The 20,618-nt window shown below is 65.1% G+C and carries 13 protein-coding genes and 2 tRNA genes; 6 read left to right on the top strand and 9 right to left on the bottom strand.

The genetic code is table 11. The annotated features are described in order from the left end of the window. The first annotated feature begins 93 nt into the window (after nucleotides 1-93). Entirely contained in the window at nucleotides 94-2,121 is a 2,028-nt protein-coding gene (locus LZC94_20145; GenBank protein ID WXB20220.1) for a CocE/NonD family hydrolase, read from the top strand. Between the two features lie 38 nt (nucleotides 2,122-2,159). Here LZC94_20145 and LZC94_20150 read toward each other — a convergent pair whose 3' ends face one another. The 7 genes from LZC94_20150 to groL form a co-directional block, all read right to left on the bottom strand. After that, nucleotides 2,160-3,146, bottom strand: coding sequence for a hypothetical protein (locus LZC94_20150; GenBank protein ID WXB19526.1), 987 nt, complete (start codon nucleotides 3,144-3,146; stop codon nucleotides 2,160-2,162). A 7-nt stretch (nucleotides 3,147-3,153) separates the two neighbouring features. After that, the gene (locus LZC94_20155) at nucleotides 3,154-4,344 is read right to left on the bottom strand and encodes a FecR domain-containing protein (GenBank protein ID WXB19527.1); all 1,191 of its coding nucleotides are present in this window, start codon (nucleotides 4,342-4,344) and stop codon (nucleotides 3,154-3,156) included. Beyond that, nucleotides 4,344-4,865 carry an RNA polymerase sigma factor gene (locus LZC94_20160; protein ID WXB19528.1) on the bottom strand — a complete coding sequence of 174 codons (522 nt, stop codon included), beginning with the start codon at nucleotides 4,863-4,865 and terminating at the stop codon, nucleotides 4,344-4,346. Before LZC94_20160 ends, LZC94_20155 begins: the two co-directional genes overlap by 1 nt. 214 nt (nucleotides 4,866-5,079) lie before the next feature. Next, entirely contained in the window at nucleotides 5,080-5,574 is a 495-nt protein-coding gene (locus LZC94_20165; protein ID WXB19529.1) for a thrombospondin type 3 repeat-containing protein, read from the bottom strand. 8 nt (nucleotides 5,575-5,582) lie between these two features. After that, nucleotides 5,583-6,779: a hypothetical protein gene (locus LZC94_20170; GenBank protein WXB19530.1), complete on the bottom strand. Its 1,197-nt coding sequence runs from the start codon at nucleotides 6,777-6,779 to the stop codon at nucleotides 5,583-5,585. Between the two features lie 75 nt (nucleotides 6,780-6,854). Beyond that, nucleotides 6,855-7,403 (bottom strand): YceI family protein, encoded by a 549-nt coding sequence (locus LZC94_20175; protein WXB19531.1) that lies wholly within the window; start codon nucleotides 7,401-7,403, stop codon nucleotides 6,855-6,857. 602 nt (nucleotides 7,404-8,005) lie between these two features. Continuing rightward, nucleotides 8,006-9,727, bottom strand: coding sequence for a chaperonin GroEL (groL, locus tag LZC94_20180; protein ID WXB19532.1), 1,722 nt, complete (start codon nucleotides 9,725-9,727; stop codon nucleotides 8,006-8,008). A 273-nt stretch (nucleotides 9,728-10,000) separates the two neighbouring features. On the opposite strand from groL, the gene LZC94_20185 reads away from it, so the two are divergent. Continuing rightward, nucleotides 10,001-10,071 (top strand) — tRNA-Gln (locus tag LZC94_20185). A gap of 128 nt (nucleotides 10,072-10,199) precedes the next feature. Then, nucleotides 10,200-10,271, top strand: a tRNA-Glu gene (locus LZC94_20190). 1,195 nt (nucleotides 10,272-11,466) lie between these two features. Here LZC94_20190 and LZC94_20195 read toward each other — a convergent pair. Both LZC94_20195 and LZC94_20200 read right to left on the bottom strand, forming a co-directional pair. After that, the gene (locus tag LZC94_20195) at nucleotides 11,467-12,876 is read right to left on the bottom strand and encodes a hypothetical protein (GenBank protein WXB19533.1); all 1,410 of its coding nucleotides are present in this window, start codon (nucleotides 12,874-12,876) and stop codon (nucleotides 11,467-11,469) included. A 311-nt stretch (nucleotides 12,877-13,187) separates the two neighbouring features. Further along, nucleotides 13,188-13,799: a hypothetical protein gene (locus LZC94_20200; protein ID WXB19534.1), complete on the bottom strand. Its 612-nt coding sequence runs from the start codon at nucleotides 13,797-13,799 to the stop codon at nucleotides 13,188-13,190. A 252-nt stretch (nucleotides 13,800-14,051) separates the two neighbouring features. Between LZC94_20200 and LZC94_20205 the strand changes: the two genes are divergently transcribed. The 3 genes from LZC94_20205 to LZC94_20215 all read left to right on the top strand — a co-directional run bounded on the left by LZC94_20205 (nucleotide 14,052) and on the right by LZC94_20215 (nucleotide 20,590). Then, on the top strand, nucleotides 14,052-14,432 hold the full coding sequence (locus LZC94_20205) for a hypothetical protein (protein WXB19535.1): 381 nt from the start codon (nucleotides 14,052-14,054) through the stop codon (nucleotides 14,430-14,432). A 541-nt stretch (nucleotides 14,433-14,973) separates the two neighbouring features. After that, nucleotides 14,974-16,452, top strand: coding sequence for a hypothetical protein (locus LZC94_20210; GenBank protein WXB19536.1), 1,479 nt, complete (start codon nucleotides 14,974-14,976; stop codon nucleotides 16,450-16,452). Next, the gene (locus LZC94_20215) at nucleotides 16,442-20,590 is read left to right on the top strand and encodes a DUF6531 domain-containing protein (GenBank protein WXB19537.1); all 4,149 of its coding nucleotides are present in this window, start codon (nucleotides 16,442-16,444) and stop codon (nucleotides 20,588-20,590) included. Before LZC94_20210 ends, LZC94_20215 begins: the two co-directional genes overlap by 11 nt. Nucleotides 20,591-20,618: the final 28 nt, after the last annotated feature.

Below are 20,618 nucleotides of genomic sequence, written 5' to 3' on the forward strand. Positions count from 1 at the left end.
CTCCTGCGCGGTCCTTCGCGTCCCGAAACGAAGTCGGTCAACATGGCTCGGCTGGCAGGAAATTCGGCTGGAAGGTGAAGGAGGTGTCCGTTGATGCGACGTTTCATACCCACGGGCCTGGCGGCGTTGGCGCTCATTGGATGTCAAAATGACGCCAATACGGAAGGCAATACCCTTCAAAGTGCGATAGAACCCCACCCAAATCCTAGCGCGGGAACCCCGAGCGCGGCGGGGGCGGGTTGGACGACCAATGGGACGCGGGGCAAGACGCGTGCGCCCAGTGCGCCCATCACCACCACCCCGGGCGGCTCGTGGAGCGACTACGATCCGCCGTCGCTCTACCCGCGCACGGTCACCTTGCCGACGCAGTACATCCCGATGGCCGACGGCGTGAAGCTGGCGGTGCTCGTGACCTTGCCGGCCGACATCGGGGGCAAACCGATTTCGGGGCCGCTGCCGGTGGTCTTGCAGGAGACCGATTACAACGCGGCGCTGGCCACCGTCGCGTCGGACGCGCTGCAGCCGGTGGTGCCGGGCCTGTCGTGGCTTGGCTCGGTGATTGGGGCGTACGACCCGTACATGGTGAAGCATGGCTATGTGAACGTGTCCGTCGATGGGCGCGGGACCGGCAACTCGGAGGGCGTGTGGCGCGCCTTCGATCCGGATCATCAGGCCGACGACGACGAGCGGGTGCTCGACTGGATCGTCGCGCAGCCTTGGAGCAACGGGAGCATCGGGGTCGCCGGCATCTCCGACGTGGGGATTCACGCCTTTCTCTTCGCGCAAACGGGGCACCCCGCCGTCAAAGCGGTGATCTCCGAGGGCGCGGGCGGCGATACGTACCGGGATGTCGCCATCACCGGCGGGCAGGGCAATTTGCTCTTCTTCAGCACGTGGTTCTCGCTCACGACCTTGGTGTCGGCCATCAACCCGCAGGTGCTCACGAACCCGGCCACCGCCCTCCCCCTCACCTTGCAGCACCTGACCAACGCCCTCACCGATTTCCAAGTGCCGAAGTTCGTGAGCGCCGTGTTGGGGGATCCCGCGCTCGTCTACGACGGCGCCTTCTTCGCGGGGCGATCGCCGGTGGAGGCCACCGATGCGATCAAGGTGCCCACCTTCATCGTCACGACGGCGCACGACATCTGGCAGCGCGGCATGCCGCTGATGTACGAGGGCATCAAGCACAACGCGCCCACGAAGATGCTGGTGGGCTCGGGGACCCACGCCGAGATGGCGCTCAACCTGAGGATGACGGGCGACGGCGTTCCCATCTTCGACCGCATCCAGCTGCGTTGGTTCGATCAGTACGTGAAGGGCCTCCACGTGGGCGCCGACACCCTCCCCAACGTGACCCAGGACGTGCTCGGCTACGGGCATATGGCCACCGCCACCGACTGGCCGCACCCCGATGCGCACGCCGAGCGCTATTACCTGCACGGCAACAAGCAGCTCACCGCGGCCGCGCCCACCGACTCGCCCTTCGAGAAGAACGATCCGCGCAAGCTCGTGCAGTACCCGCTGAACGGCATCTGCTCCATCAGCACCTCGCAGTGGACCTTGGGGGCGCTGAGCCTCCTGCCGATACCGTGCTTCCACCAGGACAACCTCACCGAGCTGTTCAACCTGGTCTACGAGACACCGGTGCTGCAGCAGGACATGTACATCAACGGCCCGCTGCAGGCCGACATCTGGGCGTCGACCTCGGAGAAGGGCGGTTCCATCTCGGTGCGCGTCGACGACGTGGACATCTTCGGCAATGCCACGCCGCTCAGCAACGGGCTCCTGAACGATCAGTTCCGCCAGGTCGATGCGTCGCGCTCGCGCACCTTGGACGGGCAGATGATCCAGCCCTGGCATCCGTACACCGCGGCGTCGGCGCAGCCGGTGGTGCCGGGCGAGATCATGAAGCTGTCGGTCGAGGTCTTCCCCACCGCCGCGCTGCTCGAGGCCGGCCATCGTTTGCGCGTGGCCATCGGCCCCAGCAACGCGCCGCAAGGCGTCCCGGTGGGCGAGCAGATCCAGCTCCAGAGCCCCATCGGAACGATGACCGTCTACAACGATCCGAGCCACCCCTCGAGCATCGTGGTGCCGGTGGTGCCGGTCTCCAAGCTGCGGTAGGTGCGGTCGCTGCCGGGGCGGCGGGCGGCTCGGCGACGCTAATTGATCGAGCCGCCGACGAACAACGTGGCGCTCCCCTGGAACGCGGGGAGCTCCAAGATCGTGAGCGCGGGGCCGCCGTAGCGTTGATCGTCGCCCCAGTAGGAGCCGCCGACGCGGGCGCCGAAGAGGGCCCAGCGCGCGACGGTGGCCGACAGGCCGAGGGACACTTCGAGCGCGGGGTGCGTTCGCGAGGCATCGATGGGCGGGCGGCCGTTGCTCCAGCCGCCCGTGATGGTCGTGATGTGGAGCGCGCCCCCCACGCCCGGCTCCAGCGCGAGCACGCTCCCCAGCGGAATGCGCCCGCGGATGGCGGCCGACACCGTGTGATCGGCGAAGCGGCCCAAGTACGCCGGGGTGGTGTCGAGCGACCACCCCGGGCCCTCCTCCAGGCGAAGCGCCAGCCCGAGACGGTCTTCGAACAGCCGCGGCCAGAACGCGACGGAGAAGCCCACGCGCGGCTCGAAGAACGTCTCGCCGCTGGCGTTCAGGCGCGTGCCGCCGTCCAGCTCGAGCCGGAAGATGCCGATGCCGTGGCCTTGCGATTCGGCGCGGCCACCGAGGCGCTCTTGCGGCGGCGCCACCGTGCTCGCGCGCAGGAGCGTCTTCAACGAGAGCGCGATGGCGGCGGCCGACGCGTCGTCGATCTCGCCCGAGCTCACCGGCCGGGTCACGGCTTGATCGTCGCGCGCGTCGTAGAGCCAAATGGCGCGCTCGCCTTCGCTCTCGACCAACCACGCCACCGCGTCGACCTCTTTTTGCGCCGCCACGCGGCGCGCGTCGCGGGTCAGCATGGGGCGCTCGGCCGAGGACTCCAGCGGCACCGTCTCGATTTCCCACGGCGTGAGCGCGATGGCCACCGCGTGCTCGACCCGCTGGGGTGCGCGAACGAAACCCAGGCGCCGGCGCTCGGCGTATGCGGAGCTCGTGACCAACGATCCGACCAGCACGATGAGAAGAAAGACAACACGGGGTACGAGCGACATCGGGGCTCTACGGTACCCTCGTTTTTCCTTTCAGCCGACCCAAGAGATCGCGGGCATCGGCGGCGTTGGGACCGCGCGGAAAGCGGACCAAATAGTCTTCGAGCGTACGGCACGCATGCTCTTTCATGCCGCGATCGGCCTGAAGGCGGCCCGCCGCATACAGTGCATTGGCCGCCCAGGGATCGGAGCCGCGCGCAAGCTCGGCATATTGCGCCAATGACATCATCGGTCGGGTCGATTCGAGGCGCGCGGCCGACTCGTACACCATGCGCCGCGACATGGCATCGGATGGCTCGGCCGGTGAGAAAAGCGACGAGGTGTCGCTCTCGTTCGATGACGAGGGGACCTCTGGCTCGGCGCTCTCCACCACCGGCGGTGGCGGTGTTGCGCTCTCGGGCCGCGGTGAGCCCGAAGCCTTTCGCGAGGCGCGCGGAACCTCGGCCGCGGTCGACGCGGGCGCGGGATCCAACACCGCCGCGGGCTCGGGCACGGCCAGCGGCTGCGCGGTGTCCTTCGCCGGCCAATGCTCGCCCGCGTGCACGTTCGCCATTTGGCCGTGGGCCGACACCTCGACCATCCCGCTGCTGACATCGACCCGCGCGCCCTCGCCCGTGCGATCGACGCTGAAGCGCGTGCCGGTGACCCGCACCCGCGCCTCCCCCGCTTGCACCACGAAGGGCGGGCGCTCGCGCCTGGGGGTGACCTCGAAGTCGACCTTGCCCCGCTCCAGCACGACCAGCACGCCGTGGGCGTCGTCGCCGTTCACGAAGAGCGCCGCTTGAGGACCGACGTCGAGCGCCGCCTCACCGATGACCAAGTGCGTGCCGCTCGTCCCCGTCTCCACGTGCGAGGAGATGGCCGGCGGCGGCTCCGGATGCCATACGGCGCGCGAAACGATGGCCCCGATGGCCGCCGCCACCGCGCCGGCCACCACGAAATAGGCGCCCGTGCGCCACCAGGCGTAGGCGGGCCCCTCCACGATGTGCGAGGTGGCCACGCGCTCGTCGTGCTCCGATTCGTCGTGCACCTCGCGCGCGGCGTGCTCGTCGCGCTCCAGCTGATCGAACAGCGCGCCCTCGATCTTCGCCCAGCGCGCGTCGTTGAGGGGTTCGACGTCGACGTGGATGGACGACGACGATTGGAGCCGCTTGCCGGATCCGCGTGAAGCGCGTTGAGGAGGTCGGTGATCGGGTGGCATTACGGCTCCTCCTCTCGCGCATCCTTCGCATCGTCACCGCCGTCGCGCCCGGAGACGCGAAGGCTTCGCTTGCCGGAGACGAATTCGACCAAGACCGAATCTTTCCCCGCGCGCTCCGAGAGCTCGCGCCGGGCGCGCCAGACGCGGGTCTGCGTGGCGACCAAGGACGCGTCCATCAGCTCGGCCACCTCGGCCAGCGGCCGGCCGTCGATGGCGTGCAAGGTAAATGCGGTGCACTGCTTCGGTTCCATCCCGTGCAGCACCGCATACAGATGCCGTGCCGCTTCGCGCGCGAGCGCCCGCTGCTCGGCGGAAGGATCGTTCGCCGCCATCTCGGGCACGAGCTCCAGGGCCGGCGGACGCGCTTTTCGCTTGGCGATATGCGCATAGGCCACGCGCACGGCGCAGCGATCGATCCACGTGGCCAGCAGCGACTCGCCCCGGAAGGTGGGGAGCGAACGAAAGACGTTGATGAACGCGTCCTGGAGCAAATCATCCATGCAGGCGTTCGACCCCACCATGCGATAAAGGGTCGCATGAACGCGACCCCGATGCGTATGGAAAAGTTCATGCTGGGCCGCGCGATCGCCCGCGACACACCGCTCCGCGAGGTGCAAATCCTCCTCGCGCTGCGTTGAAATCGTTAGCCCCAGCCCCATCGCGCTCCCTTTCTCCCTCTTCTTCCTTCTGCTTCCTTCTGCTTCCTTCTTCTACTTCGGCCTCTTTTTGCTTTGTTTACTTCGAATTAGCACGCCCGGTGGATCGCGCCCGGCGTCGTAGCCCGATCGTGACCGCGGCCGCCAACAGGACAAGGCCGGCATTCGGCAAAGCGCGCCCCGGGCTCACCTGGGCACCGCAACCGTAGGCCGGGATGCTCGCCTCGCCCCCGGGTGGCGTGTTCGGATCCGTGCCCGCGCGAAGCTCCGCAATATCGCCGACGCCATCGCCGTCGCTATCTTTGCCCTCGGCCTCCACCGCCATGAGGGCGGTCTTCAGCGCCGTCTCGTCCTCCTCGACCAAACCGCGCTGCATCATCAGCCGGCCGAAGGGCGTCACGACCGTCCCCTTCCCGCCCGAGTCGGTCAGGTGGCAGAGGGTGCACGGGGGCGCGGCGTTCAATTGAAGGGTGGATTGAATGGCGGGCGGGAAATTCGGCGTCGCGGACGCGGGTGCGGTCACGAGGAGCGCCAAGCTTGCGGCAACGGAGAAGCAAAACGAGCGGGTTCTCATCGCGCGGCTCACAGGTAAAGGTGGAGTTGGGCGAGGAAGCTCGAGGCGCTCACCGAGGAGTTGCCCGTCGCCAGGTGTTGCTGGATCCCATCGATCCGGACGTCCGCGTGCGGGGCGAAGAACCAGGCGGCCGACGCCCAGCCTCCATAGGACCAGCCCGTGGGATCGATGGCGTCGCGTTTGAGCTCACCGGTCAGGAGAAAGTGCAATCCCTGCCAAGGCTCGTAGTCCCCCTGCACATAGCTGGCAAAGCCGAAGTTGGTATTTTTCGTGCCCTGGGGCACCTGGCTCCGCGGCTGCATGTTGAGCAGGAAATCGGCCTCCCCGGTGAGCACGAGTTGCTTGATGGGCACCCCGCGCACGAACACGCCGTGCGCTTGCCGGGTCAGCTCCGTGCCCACGCCCACGTCCCTCGAGGCATGCGCCACTTGGCTGCTGACGCCGAGCGCCAAGGTGGTGAACGGCGCCCACTCGATGTAGCCCGCGTACCCGCGCTCGCGGTACCGATCGGGATTGAGCTGGAAGTTGCCCAAGATGGCCATCACCTCCCCGCGGATGGAGTCGCCGTTGTAGGCCAGCGCCACGCCGTGCTGTTGGTGCTTCTGCGTGGTGGTGCGGGTCAGATCGCGCGCGAACAAGGTGTGCTCGATCTGGCGGATGCCAAAGGGGATGTTCATGCGCCCGGCGCGCAGGAGCCACTGCTTCTCCTCGCCGAGATCGACGCCCACCCAGTGCACGCGCGAGATCAGGTTGTCCTCGTTGCGGTGGGTGATGTTGTTCGGCGCCGCGCCCCTGTGATCGAAGCCGATGCTGGCGTTGGCCCGAACGCGATCCACCGCCACTTGGGCCGTGAAGTCCGCCTGCATGACGATGATGCGCGAGTCGGTGACCGCGGGTCCGTTCTCGCCTTTTCGGCGCGCGGCCAGGTACATGTTGCGCACGTCGCCGCCGAGCAGCAGGGTGGGCTCCGGGACCGGCACCAGGCCCCACAAAAAGTCTTTCAGCTTGGTCGGCTCCGCGTCCTCCGCGCGCCGCGTGTACTGGCTTTGAAGCAGAATTTCGCCCTGGGCGCGGCCGTAGGGCGTAAGCAAGCTGCCGCCGGAGGGATCGGCGTGGCATTGCGCGCACGAGGTGTATTCGTGGCGGATCATCCACGCGTATGCGTGCGCAGGTCGCTCCCAGCCGAGGAGCATGAACAGAAGCAATGCGAATGGAAGTAGGCGAAGCCCGAAGGCCCGCCAACGGCGGTCTTTATTTTTCATTCGGCGAAGGGGGTGGCTCTATTGGTCTTTGGCGCCAAACTGCACGTCGATGTCGATATCCGGCTTTACGGTGACCCCCAGGTAACTGGGAATCTCGATTCCAAAGTCACGAACATTCACGTGCAGGGTGCCTTTGACGGCGAACGTGTCCCCGTTCTTGCGCGCGGTGTAACGCGCCGTCGTCTGCCGGCTCTGCCCATGAATCGTGAGGGTCCCGGGTGCATCGCCCGAGACCTCCGCCCCCGCCGCTGGAAACTTGATGGCCGAACGCTGAACCTCCAAGGTCGCGTTCGGGTAGCTCTGCACCTGAAGGTACTTCTCGCGCATGTGCTTGTCGCGCAGCGCAATGCCGGTGGTGAGGTTCGCGAGCGGGACGACGATCTTGATGACGTTCTCGTCCCCCTCCGTGTTGAGCTCGCTCGTCGTCCCGACAATCTTGAGCCCCGCGGGGCCGCTCGCGTTGAAGTGAACCACCGCCGGCTCGCTGGTTCGAGCGAGCTTGGCGTCCGCCACTAGAGCGGAGGTGCCGATGACGAGTACGAGGACCCCCGACAACGTGTTCTTCATGGACACTTCTCCAAGGTAAAAAAGCGCGGGTGGCGTCGATGGGTGATTGCGCGCGACCCGGACTCTACGACCATCGGCGAGTACAGTGCGATGCCCGACGCCGGGGCATGCAAAAAATCGTTACGCGCCCTCCGTATACGGGCCGTCTCCGCGAACGGTTTCGTACCGGGGTCAGAAGCTCGACGCGCTATCTACGGCGGTTCGGGTAGCGCGAGCGAAAACGCCAGGCGTCATCTTCGTGAATTTTACAGTGGAGTGCGCTGGCGCGTGGTCGTGGCGCGCTCGGGCATGGCGGCATTGGCGATTGCGCGCCATCGGCCGCGGCGCATCGGCGATTGCGCGACATCGGCCGCGGTGCATCGGCGATTGCGCGCCATCGGCCGCGGCGCATCGGCGATTGCGCGCCATCGGCCGCGGTGCATCGGCGATTGCGCGCCATCGGCCGCGGCGCATCGGCGATTGCGCGACATCGGCCGCGGTGCATCGGGCGAGCGCGCAATATCGGGCGCGCGACAAAAAAACGGACGCGGACCCCGAGTCATGCTCGAGGCCCGCGATGCGTTCAGCCGGGGGATCGGCTGGACCGAAGAGGCAGCCCGACGTCAATCCATGTCGAAGTCGCCGCCCATTCCACCCATGCCGCCCATGCCCCCCATTCCACCCATGCCGCCCATGCCCATGCCGCCCATTCCACCCATGCCGCCCATTCCACCCATGCCGCCGGGTGCACCGCCGCCTGCTTTTTCCTTCTTGGGGCGATCGGCCACGACGGCCTCTGTGGTGAGCATCATGCCGGAGACGCTGGCAGCGAACTCGAGCGCGGAGCGAACGACCTTGGCGGGGTCGATGACGCCGGCGTTGACCAGGTCCTCGAACTGTTCGGTCTGGGCGTTGAAGCCAAAGTTCCCCTCGCCCGCGCGCACCTTCTCGAGGATGACGGAGCCATCGGCCCCTGCGTTGCGTGCGATCTGGCGAAGCGGCTCCTCGATGGCACGGCGAACGAGCTTCACGCCGGCCTCGAGGTTGGCGTCGACCTTGACACCGTCGAGCGCCTTGGCCGCGCGGAGCAGGGCCACACCTCCGCCAGGCACGATCCCTTCCTCGACGGCCGCGCGCGTGGCGTGCAGCGCATCTTCGACGCGCGCCTTCTTCTCTTTCATCTCGGTCTCGGTGTGCGCGCCCACCCGAACGACGGCCACGCCGCCGGCCAGCTTGGCGAGGCGCTCCTGGAGCTTCTCGCGATCGTAGTCGCTGGTGGTGATCTCGATCTGCTTGCGAACGGCCTCGACCCGGCCCTTGATCTGGCCCTTGTCACCGGCGCCGTCGACGATGGTGGTGTTGTCCTTGTCGACGGTGATGCGCTTGGCGCGCCCGAGATCCTGCAGGGAGATGTTCTCGATCTTCACGCCGAGATCGTCGGAGATGACCTGTCCGCCGGTGAGGATGGCGATGTCCTTGAGCAGCTCCTTGCGGCGATCGCCGAAGCCGGGGGCCTTCACCGCCGTGACCTTGAGGAGGCCGCGCAGGCGATTGACCACCAAGGTCGCCAGCGCCTCGCCCTCGACGTCTTCGGCGATGATGAGGAGCGGACGCGCATCACGGGCCACCTGCTCGAGCAGCGGGAGCAAGTCGGCCATGTTGGAAATTTTCTTCTCGGAGATGAGGACGAGGGCGTCTTCCAAGACGCTGGTCATCTTCTCGGGATCGGTCACGAAGTAGGGCGAGAGGTAGCCGCGATCGAACTGCATACCCTCGACGACCTCGAGCGAGGACTCGGTACCACGCGCCTCCTCGACGGTGATGACGCCTTCCTTGCCCACTTTTTCCATGGCATCGGCCAGCATGGTGCCGACGGCGGCATCACCGTTGGCGCTGATGGTGCCGACCTGCGCGATGTGGGCCTTGTCCTTGGTGGGCTTGGCCAGCGCGCGGATGGCCTTGGCGATGGCCTCGACGGCCGCGTCGATACCGCGCTTGAGATCCATCGGGTTGTGCCCGGCTTCGACCAGGGCCAGCCCGTTCGTGTAGAGCGCCTGAGCGAGGACGGTGGCGGTGGTGGTGCCATCACCGGCCTTGTCGCTCGTCTTGGAGGCGACCTCACGAACCATCTGCGCGCCCATGTTCTCGAACTTGTCGAAAAGCTCGATTTCCTTCGCGACGGTCACGCCGTCCTTCGTCACGACCGGGGCACCGAAGCTCTTCTCGATGACGACATTCCGCCCTTTCGGACCGAGCGTCACCTTCACGGCATTGGCGAGGTGGTTGACCCCCCGCAAGATCTTGCTTCGTGCACCACGGCTAAAATGAATTTCTTTCGCGCTCATGAGCGTCTCCGCTTTATTGAAGGGCATGGCGCCCGAAAACCTGGGGCTTTCCATCTGTTGGCACTCGAGAGGCCCGAGTGCCAAGCCGCGCGCAAGCTAAACTCCTCCCAGCCCACGTCAAGGGGTCTTGGATCACGCACGGGGTCCAGGCGCGCAGTGGTCACCGGCTCCGCCACCCTTCTCATCAACGCATCGCAGAAATCCTTGACATACGTTCCAGCCCAGGTACGATGCGCCTCCCTTCGCTTCGCTTCAGTCCTTTTTTCCTTCCCTTGGGGGATCGTCTAACGGCAGGACGCCAGATTCTGGCTCTGGCTATCAAGGTTCGAATCCTTGTCCCCCAGCTTCTCCCTTGTCTTGTCTTCCCCGCAGAACAGCAGCAAAAATTCCGTAAGAAAAACTTGATGAAGCTATAGCGGTTGAAGTACTTAGAGCGCCCTTCGCTTCCGGTCCCCGGAAAAGAAGAGCCACTGGCCCCATCGTCTAGCGGTTAGGACATCGGCCTCTCACGCCGGTAACACGGGTTCAATTCCCGTTGGGGTCGCAGCAGAAGTATTCGGTTTGATTCGCGTTTTTGGGGTTTCACGTTCCGGGGATCGCTTATTCGATCCAAAAACCCCGTGCATTCCGGACTCGCAAATAGCGAACTCGGCAATGGCGGAAAGACGCAGCCGAACGCTGCGGGAAGCCTTCGAGCTTGCTCGATGCAGCCCTGCAGCGTCTCGATGTTGGTGTTTCCGCTGCGGGCCTGCAGCCGAACGACGTCGTCACCTCGCATCGCCATCCACGTCCGCGACGTGTGCCGCAAGTTGTGAAAGCGGATCGGCGCGCGCAGGGCGTCGTCTGCGAACAGCTCCGGCCGGGGGATGCCCGCCCTCTTCAGGTGCTTGCGGAGGAGCTCCGCGCGATCTTCGTCCGGCGGCATTCGAAAGAGTCGCTGCCCCGGCGGCGTGACCTTCAGCAGGTACGCGATGAGCGGCCAGAGTTCCGCCTCGATTTCGAAGACCCGTGCCTGACGCGTCTTCGTCCTCTTCACGCCCTCGGCTCTCCGATCGCGTTGCTTGTGAACGCTGAGCGTGCGGTGAACCACGTCCACGTCTTCGGCCGTGAGCGCGGCCAGCTCGTTGGAACGTCCAGCGGAGTACACGTCGCCCGCGTACATGCGGCGCCAGTAGACGGGCACGAGGGGCATGCTACGAGCTGGAGAAACTCATCGGGGTAGAGAATGGGTTGGGATCGGACGATCCCGCGCTCGGGCCCACGTACGTCTTTCGCCGGGTTCACCTTCAGGACACGCAGCGAGAGCTGCCTGCTCTGGCATGCCTCATCGAGCGCGGTGTTGAGATCGCTCCAGACGTTCCGAGCTGTCGTCCACGCGAGGCCCGGCTTGCGCCCCTTTCGCGCCTCGTCGAAGCCTCGCTCCTCGTAATAACGAGCGCGTACTTCGATCTCCCGATCAAGAAGACGCACAATCTCTTCGCAATGCTCCGAAGTGATGCCGGGCATCGTTTTGCGACCAACGATGCGGAGTGCCCAATTTTGATCCGGCCCTTCATGTCCCCGATGGTCACGAAGTCATCGCGTGCTCCCCGCGCTCGTTCCAGAGCTTTGTTGTGAACCAGTACTTTGGCACAAGGGAATGGAACGGTTCCGTGTGTCCACTCTCCCCTACTCGCTGAATGTCCGCTCTTCAGCAAGTTGCGCAACGACTTTGCGCACTCTCCTTGCGCAGCCGCCGGTCAGCCGCCGCCTGCCACGAGCGAAGCAAGCGTCACGGCGCCCTTCGGAGCGGTCACGGCGTCGAATTTCTGGTTGAAGCCATACCAGCGGAAGCGCCCAGCCGAAACGCCGGGCCTCGGATCGTGCTGCAGCGGCAACGGGGTGGCAGACGCGGACAGCTGCAGCCTGAGCTGTCCGCTTTCAATCAGCACGGTCTCGCATCCCTTGAAGTAACGCTGGGTATCGTCGGCGCGTGCGGCCACCTTCGAGGCGGGCTCTGCGCGCTTCGAAGTGAGCAGCCACTCGGCCTGCTGGTCTGGGTACCAGCCAATGGCACCTTGCGCCACCGCTGCGATTGCCGCCTTGTAACCGATGTTCATGCCGAACATGCCTTTGGGTCCGTCGGGGTGCGCGTCGACCGCCTTCGCGGTGAGCAGCGCCTCCGGCACCTCGAACCACTGATCGTCGATCTTGCCTTTCAGCTCGGGGTGGGCCGAGAAGAAGAACCTGCCCCGCGCGTAGGTCTTGCCGCCCGGAAGCTGGACGACGCTCATCTTTTCGAGCTGCTTGCCCTCCCCGCTTTCGGCTTCGTAGACAAGACCGAGCTCGCGCGAGGCACGTACCGTGAAGCGCCACGATGTGATCTTCGGAATCTCTTCGACCGTGACGCCGTAGACGTGGACCGTATGCAGGCTGCGCAGCGCCGAGCGCATGGCGCCGATCAGATGCCCCGGCGTGTCCTTGGTGATCGCGGCGGGAGCGCCGCCCTTGATGCAGAGCGCTGCGTCGGTCACGCGCGATGCGTCGATCACCGGCGCGCCGACGGTGTCATCGGGCTGTTCGTCGGGCGTGACGGCGGGAACCGACGTCGCTGGCGCCGCCGAGGATTTGCTCGGGCCGGACGGGGTGTCGGCGCAGACGGTGAGGGCGGGGTCGCGGTAGACGATGGCGCGCGGCAGGACGTCAGGGGTCTTCGTCCAATTGGGAACGTCCTTGCCGCAGACCGACGCGTCGGCCACGCCAGCCGCCACCTTGGTGATCCGGAAGGTCGCTTCCGGCCCGCAGGCCACCTTGGTCGCCTTGCCGGTGGGAAAACTGATCTCCTGGTAGAAGCAGTCTCCCTCTTTCGCGTTCAGCGTCAGGCACAGCTCTCTGCGCGATTTTCGCCTACCGACCTCGAGGGATCCGTTGGTCACGTCGGTGCAGCGCTTGCCCTTGCTGATCACCTTGTAGGCCGCCTCCGGGGCGTTGCAGTCGACGATGTGGAAGTCGTCCCCGGTCTTGCCGCCCTTTCCACGCGCCTCGAGGCAGGAGCCGACCTGGGCTTTGACCGGATCGTCCTTGGCGGCGCAGCCGGCGATCGTCGCGACGAGGAGAGCCACGGCCGCGAGGGCCAGCAAAAACCGGGTCGATCCGCGCAACATCCGCATCGCGGAGCACTATAGTCGGTTAGCGGCCGGCCCAAATGAGAAGTCGTTTGAACGGATAAAAAAATGGGCGCGTGTCGGGAGGCTCCGAGAAGAGCCGCTCTTTGTAGCGCTCCAAAAAGCGCGTAGAGTCGGGGGAGAGCTGCGCGCGGATTTCGATCAGCAGGGACCTTCGACATTGCTTGCATATGCAAGCATCTCCGCGGACGCGAGCGACGATCGAACCGGTCGATTCCCCTGTGCCGCGGTACGAGGTCACCTTCGGAGCGCGCGGGGATGTCGACGAGGTGGTCGTCTGGGAGCGAGCGATGAAGTCAGAGGGCTTCGCGTGAGGCTCTCTCACGGGCGCGGTGGATGCGGGCACGAAGTTCGTCACGGTTTGAGCCGTCGTAGCGGAAGACATTGGGGTGCTCTTTGGGGCCGCCCTTTGCGTACTCCGCGTTCAACGAGGTGGCGAGACAGACAACGAGACCGCGCGGGCGGTGTTTGAGCCACGGCATGAAGTAGGGTGGGTAGTCGTCGAAGAGAATCTTTCCGTAGACGAGCGACTTGTCCTGGGTGACCGTCACGATCGCATCGGGCAGGTGCTCGAGACACCAGTCGAGCTTCTCGCCCCACGCGGCACCGTTTGCCCGCGGGCCCTTCGTGAGCACGTAAAGTCGAAACGTTGCGGCTTTTAGCTCCTCGATGACTTCGAAGCCGAGCGGCAGTTTCCTCAAGCTACGCCAGAAGCCCGGCTGCGCCTGAATCAGTCTTCTGCGCGCTTCGATGTGCGGGGGCTCGACCCTCTCCATGGAACGCGGCGCATAGGGCGGCTCCTCGGGGGCCTGGAGCATCTGCATCTTTTCGCGAAGCGCCGTGTCGTAGTCGGCCAATGTGCCGTCGAGATCGATCAGCGCGATCTGGTCACTCGATTCGATTTCCATGCTTCTTTGTTACACCGCTCTCCGTCACGTTGCAGCTCTTTGCGAGCTGCGCAACGGGATACTGTTCATCGGCAGCGAGGAGGCCGGCGAATCGTACGAGTTGGGCAAGGTGCAGGGACAACTTCACGCCCGCCGGCGGCGAGCGCTCGATGGGCGCACGTCCCGCTCGACGACCGCACAGATGCCGCTGCTCCCCGGTTACGGCGCCTTCTTCGAGCTCGAGGGAGGCACCGTCGCCTCCGAGCCCGCTACGTGGGCGCCCTTCATCTCGGCACCGCCATGCGCAGCGTGTCCTCCGCGGGGTCGAGCCCAGTTAGAACACGCGGCAACACGACGTTCGGTGGCGGATCCACCTCCGTCGTCGTCTCCACGGGCGCGGGCGCATCGGGTGAAAGCGGCGGGTTGCCCCTCCCACCGAAACGCACCGCGCTCGGACGGTATGGCTTCCTCGACCGTCGCGCTCGAACTGAGATCGTACGCCCGCGGCTGGTCGTAGAAATCCGTAACGACGCGACGCAGGTCCGTAGCAAGAACGAACGCATCGGCGGGCCGATCGGCTGGATTTTTCGAGAGCGTGGAAGTCACGAGCCGATCGAGAACCTCGGGCACGTCCACACGTTCCCGAAGACGTAGAGGGGCACGGTTCATGACCGCGCGGAGAATCTCCTCGTCATGACGGCACCCCATCGTCAGCGGATGCTCCTCCGTCAGCATGACGAAGAGTGCCACACCCATCGACCACAAATCGCTTTGCGGGGTGGCAGGGTGCGGATGCTGTATCTGCTCGGGTGGAGCGGGCGCCCGACACCTTGCGATGCGCTCGCGATGGGGAGCCCGGCAACAGCGAGAACGCCGCATTGGCGCATTTTGGAATCGCTGGCGCCAAGTCGGACAACGGAGGAATTCAAGCAAACGTCGCGCTCGCGTGCGGTGGCATCGCGTCCGAGACGTCGATGTACCGTGGCCAACGGCACCCCTGGTCGAAGCTGCCCACCGTGAACAGCAGCTTCTTCGTCGAAACGCCATCCACCCTACGAAGTCATTCTCCGTAGACGTCAAGCACAAGCTGACCGCGCAGCGGCCGTCGACGTCGTGGATGACGAGCCAACACGTCGAACGTCTCTGCCCCTATCCTTCCGCGCGTTCCGAAAATCGCGTCTACTCGCCCGCAACGATGACCGCAAACGATGCGTTTCTTCGACTCCATGAAGACTTGAACTGGTTCGTGATGTGCCCGGAAATTCGCGTTCTGCACATCGCGACGAGCGCCACGGAGCGTTCCGTCGTTCTCGAGCAAGTGGCGGCGACCGAGGCCCACGGCGACAACCGCAGCCCGTTCGCGATTCTCGAGGATGCCCACACGCGCGACGAACCAGGCTGGCTCGCCCGCGCAGAACGAATGCGCGTCATCCACGAAGTACGCCGTCTCGGCATGGTCAAGGAAGGCTACGCGCTCGACGTGCTGCCAGCTCTCCAGCACGGCGAAAACGCGCTCGCCACGATGGCCTGGCAGCTCGCCCAGTGTCTCGAGGCGCAACACCGTGTGCCGGAGCTCGCGGGTCTCGCTGTTGTCCTGGCGCCGACCGTGCTCGAGCAGCCGGATCGATTTGCCGAATCGGTGCACGCGCTCCTGCGCATTCCTCAGCTCGCGCCGCTACGGTTCATCGTCGTCGAGCTCGGCCAGCACGCCGCCGAGCCTCTCCTCGCTCGGCTCGGCGATGCGGGCATGCGCGCCGAGTGCATCGTGGACGCTGCGCAACACCATCGCGAGCAATCGGAGACGTTGGCCGCCATGGCGGGCGCGCTGCCCGCCGCCTCGGCCAACATCGCGGCCGGACACGCGGGACCGAGGGACGTGTGTGCGCCGCCTCGTGCCGGGGAACCTCCAAGGGACGCTCCGGTATCTTCCGATGTGGCGCAGCACCTCGCGCAGGAACTTGGCCCGGCTGCGGCGCTCCTGGGCGCTTCGGGCGCGGCGATCAAACGTCGCATCGCGGGCGCCGCCATCGCGATGCAGGAGCGCCGCTTCTCGGACGCGATTCGACTGCAGTCCGAGGCATGCGAACAATGCTGGCAGGCGGGGCTCACCCGCATGGGATGCATCCTCGAGTCATCGCTCGCAGCCTACTTCCTCCACGCCGGCGACGCGGCTCGTGCACATGGTGCATTCGACGTCGCGGCAGGCCGCGCCGCCGCGGCAGGTCTCCACGATGTCGCAGCCCAAGCTCTTCTCGGGCTCGCCGCCGTTCTCGTACTGCAGAAGAACTTCCACGGCGGGGTGCTCTCCTACACGCGAGCAGGAGAAGCCGCGGAGCGCGCGCAGATGCCCCAACTGGCGATCGAAGCCTATCGGACGGCGGGCCAAGTCGCACTCCGTGCCGGCGCGGAGGACGGCGCCGTTTCCGTCTGGAAGCGCGCCCTCGGCGTCGTCGCCCAGGCCGGGCCCGAGATCGCAGCCGCGTCGAGCGCTCCCGTCGTCGCGCGGGCGCTGGCGAAGCTCGTGAGCGAGCGCGGAGAGCATGCGAACGCGCAATCGCTCCTGGATCAAGCCGACGCGTACGAGCGCCAGCCACCGCCAAAGACGGCGGATACGACGTTGGTGCTCAAGGCACGGCCAAGCGCGGACGCACCGGAAGAGGCCCATGCTCGGTAGCAGCCAGCTCGATCTGGTCATTGGCCTCGACATTCACATGGAGATGGTGCCGACACCGGCGCCCGTTCCAACGCCGTTTCCAATGCCCTTCGTGGGCATGGTCGAGTTCACGCCGTTCGGAACGTTGATCGCGTTGGGGATCGCGAAGGCCGTTTCCTGCGTGACCGGCGAGCCGCCGAGCGGGCCCGTTCTCATCAACGGGTTTCCCGCCACGAAAACTGGCGACGAAGCGAGCAACAAGAAGATGCTCCCCCACATGGTCATTCCGCCCGGGACCATGTGGACTCCGCTGCCGAAGCCGTTGAAGGTGAAAATGAAGCCGGGCCCTCCCCCGCCCCCGGACAACCCGGCGGCTCCGCCCGGCGATGCCGTGTTGGTGACCGGCTCGAAGACCGTTTATTCCGAAGGGTCGAATCAGTGCCGGCTCGGGGACTTGGCGATGTCGTGCAGCGATCCGGTGCGATTGCCGTCCTCGGTCCTCCTCGCGATTCCCAAGGGGATGCCGGTCTTGGTCGGCGGACCGCCCGCCTTCGATTGGACGACGACCGCCAAGGCGTTCTTCTTGCGAAACAAGTGGACGGCGGGGCTGCTGCACAGCCTCGTTTCGCGCTTGCCACCGGGCCGTCTGCGCAACCTCCTCGGCAAGGCGGCTTGCTTTCTCACGGGGCACCCTGTCGACGTCGCGACGGGAAGGCTTCTTACAGACGCGACGGACTTCGAGCTTCGCGGGCCCATCCCCCTCACCTTCGAGCGAAATTACGCGTCCTCATGGGCGCACCGTGATTCCACCTTGGGATACGGTTGGAGCCACTCCTTCGACGAGCGCATCTGGGTCGAGCGCGGCAAGGTCGTTTACAAGGCACGTGACGGGCGGGAGATCGAATTTCAATGCTACGACCTGCCGGGCCGATACATGCGCGAGGGGCAAGAGCGCTTCTATCCCATCGACCGGCTCACCTTGAAATGCCACGGTAACGGCTACTGGTCGATTCGTACGCCCGACGGGCTCGTTCGCGAATTCGAACCGGTTGCGGGGCTCGATAGCCGCGTCTCGATGCTTCGCCGCATCAAGGACCGCGTAGGCCATGGGGTGAACTTCGACTACGCCGGCGGCTTTCTCGATACCGTGAGCACGAGCGAAGGGCGTTGGATGCGGTTCGTGCATCAGCATGGGCTGCTTCAGCGTGTGGTCGTTCAAAACGGAGAAGGCGTCGAGGACGGCTGGTACAACCAAGTTCGATTCACGTATTCACCCGAACGAGACTTGATCGCGGCCACCGATCCGTCGAATCGGTCTCGAACGTACAAGTACGATGCGCACCTGCTCATCGAGGAGCGCGACCGGGACGGGATTACGTTCTGGTTCGAGTACGATGGCCGCGACCAGAGTGCTTATTGCGTGCGCACGTGGGGAACGGACTGGAAAACGACCGATCGCCTGTTCTTTCGCGAGATAACGTACGACAAGAAGAACGGGCGAACGTTCGTAGAGGACTCGCTTGGTCACACCACCACGTACGTCATGAATCCGGCCAACGCCGTGGTCGAGGTCATCGACCCGCAGGGTGCCACGACGAAGTACGAGTACAACGAGTTTCTCTGGGAGACGGCGGAGATCGACGCGCTCGGACAGACCACGCGCACCGAGTATGACGCTCGCGGGAACGAGACGAAGCGCGTGCTCCCAAACGGCGCCGCCGTGACCGTCGAGTACAATGGATTCGATCAGCCCGTACGAATGATCGATGCGCTCGGTGTCGAGTGGGGATGGAGCTATGATCGACTTGGGCGCCCCTCGAGTCAATGGAATAGCGCGGGCGAGCACGTGGAATTGGAATACGAAGGCCGCGTTCTCAAGAGCATGGTCCACGCGGGCGAACGGCGTCATGCATTCGAATACGACGGCGCCGAGAACGTCTCTCGGGTGACGCTGCCGGATGGTACCGCGCAAGAGCGCTGGTACGATCGACAAGGGCGAATCATCAAGCTGCGGGATGCAACGGGACGTGCCATCCGCTTCGTCTACGATTGGGAGTCGCACGTCTCGTCCATGGAAGAAACCGGCGGAATCACGCGCCGGATGGCGTATTCCGGTGAAGGCGACGTCATCGGGTATCAAGACAACTTGCGCCACATCTTCTTCGACTATGCGGGCTATCATTCTCTTGCCTGGCGCATGGAGGGCGGTGAGAAGATCGCGTATCGCTACGATTCGGAGGGCGAGCTCGAGGCGATCATCAATGAATTGGGCGAGGCGTATTCGTTTATGAATGACGCGTGCGGGCGCACTTCGGAAGAGCGCGGCTTCGAGGGGCGAAAGCACCTCTTCGTGCGCGATCCGCTCGGTCGTGTGACCACCTGGACGAGGCCCGACAAGAACGAGGTGAAGGTCGCCTACGATGCGATGGGCAACATCGTCTCGATGAAATACCCCGACGGCACGGAAGCCGCGTTCACGTACGATGCCATCGGAAATATGCTCAGCGCGACCAATGCGTCCGGCACAGTGCGATGGGAGCGCGATCGCCTTGGGCGCGTGGTCCGTGAATCGTTCAACGAGGATTGGGTCACGAGTGCTTACAATGTATTTGGTGAGCGCGTCCAGGTGGGGAGCTCGCGCGGTCTGCGCCAGGAGATCGTGCGTTCCCCGATGGGGGACGTGCAAAGGCTCGGCTTGCTCGAGCGGGATGCCCACGGAATCGTGCGAATGTCCGGCTGGCTCATGGCCTTCGAGCGCGATGCCCTCGGTCGCGAGACAAAGCGCGAGATGCCCGGGAACGTGGCCGTACGACAGAGCTACGATGAACGCGGTCTCCCCCAGACACGCGACCTCGTTCGTAGCGCCGAGGTGCTCGCCCGCACCCAGTACACCTGGGTGGGAGACGATCGGCTCCGTCGCCGTGCCGACCAGGGTCTTGGTGCGACGGATTACGTGCACGACGCGCGCGGACGGCTCGACTCGGCGCGATTTCCCGATGGATCGATTCAGCTTCGGGCGCCCGGTCCGACGGGCAATCTTTCTCGAAAGCGCGATCGCTCGGATCGGCGCTATCTGAGCAGCGGCATTCTGCGCGAGGCCGATGGGACGACGTTTCTTTACAACTACAACGGCAGCCTGATTCACAAACGGACGCGCGACGGCAACGAGTGGGAATACACGTGGAACGGCGCCGAGATGCTGGCCGGCGTGAGAGGTCCGGATGGCGTCGAGGTCGAATTTGCGTACGACGCGCTCGGCCGGCGCGTGACGAAGGTGGTGCGAAGGAAGGGCCGCGACGAAGTAGTTCGCGAGTGGCGTTGGGATGGCAACGTTCCGGTCCATGAGTGGACCAACGGCGCCGATGGCGTGAAGGATATGACGAGCTGGCTCTTCGAGCCCGAAGGCTTCACGCCGCTCGGCAAAATCGAGCGAGAACGTGGCAAGGCCGCGAGGAGCTACGCGATCGTCAGCGACTACTTGGGTACGCCGCAGGAGATGCTCGACGAGAACGGTCACGTCATCTGGCGGGCGCAGCTCGACCTGTACGGCACCGCGCATGTGACGGAAGGGAGCAGCGAGGCGTGCCCGTGGCGGTGGCCGGGTCAATACGAAGATCGAGAGACCGGTCTCTACTACAATCGGTTTCGCTATTACGATCCGAGCCGGGGCGATTACATATCGCAGGATCCTATACGATTCCGCGGGAGCGGGGTGCTCTATGGATATGTCGACGACCCGTGCATTTGGATTGATCCGCTGGGTCTACGCGGCAGAGGGCGCGGGTCTGGCTGCGCGACCGGTGGCGATGGTGACGAAGAAGGGCTCAAACAGTCGCTGCGAGCAAAGCTGCGTCAGATTGAAGGTGAAGCAGCTCTGCCCGGAGACCGCGGGATCCGCGCAGCGGTCGAGCGACGAGAAGTCGACAAACTTGCCAGAGCATTTCTCGGCCCCGGACATTCGATACTCGAGCGCGGTAAGAAGGGCGAATTCTGGCTAATCTCCGCAGACGGGAAGAGGCTGGTTCGGTCCACGACGGAAAAGCGCGGAAGCGCCTTCGCCCGAACAGGTAAACAGGCCAACTTCCATCAGCGGCAGACCGTCCGCGATGGCTGGTTCGACAAGGAAAAGGTGTCCAACGTTCACGTTCATGTAAAGTAATGCAATGGTGTACTCACCCCAAGGAGGG

It is taken from the genome of Sorangiineae bacterium MSr11954, assembly GCA_037157815.1.
GTDB lineage: Bacteria > Myxococcota_A > Polyangia > Polyangiales > Polyangiaceae > Pendulispora > Pendulispora albinea.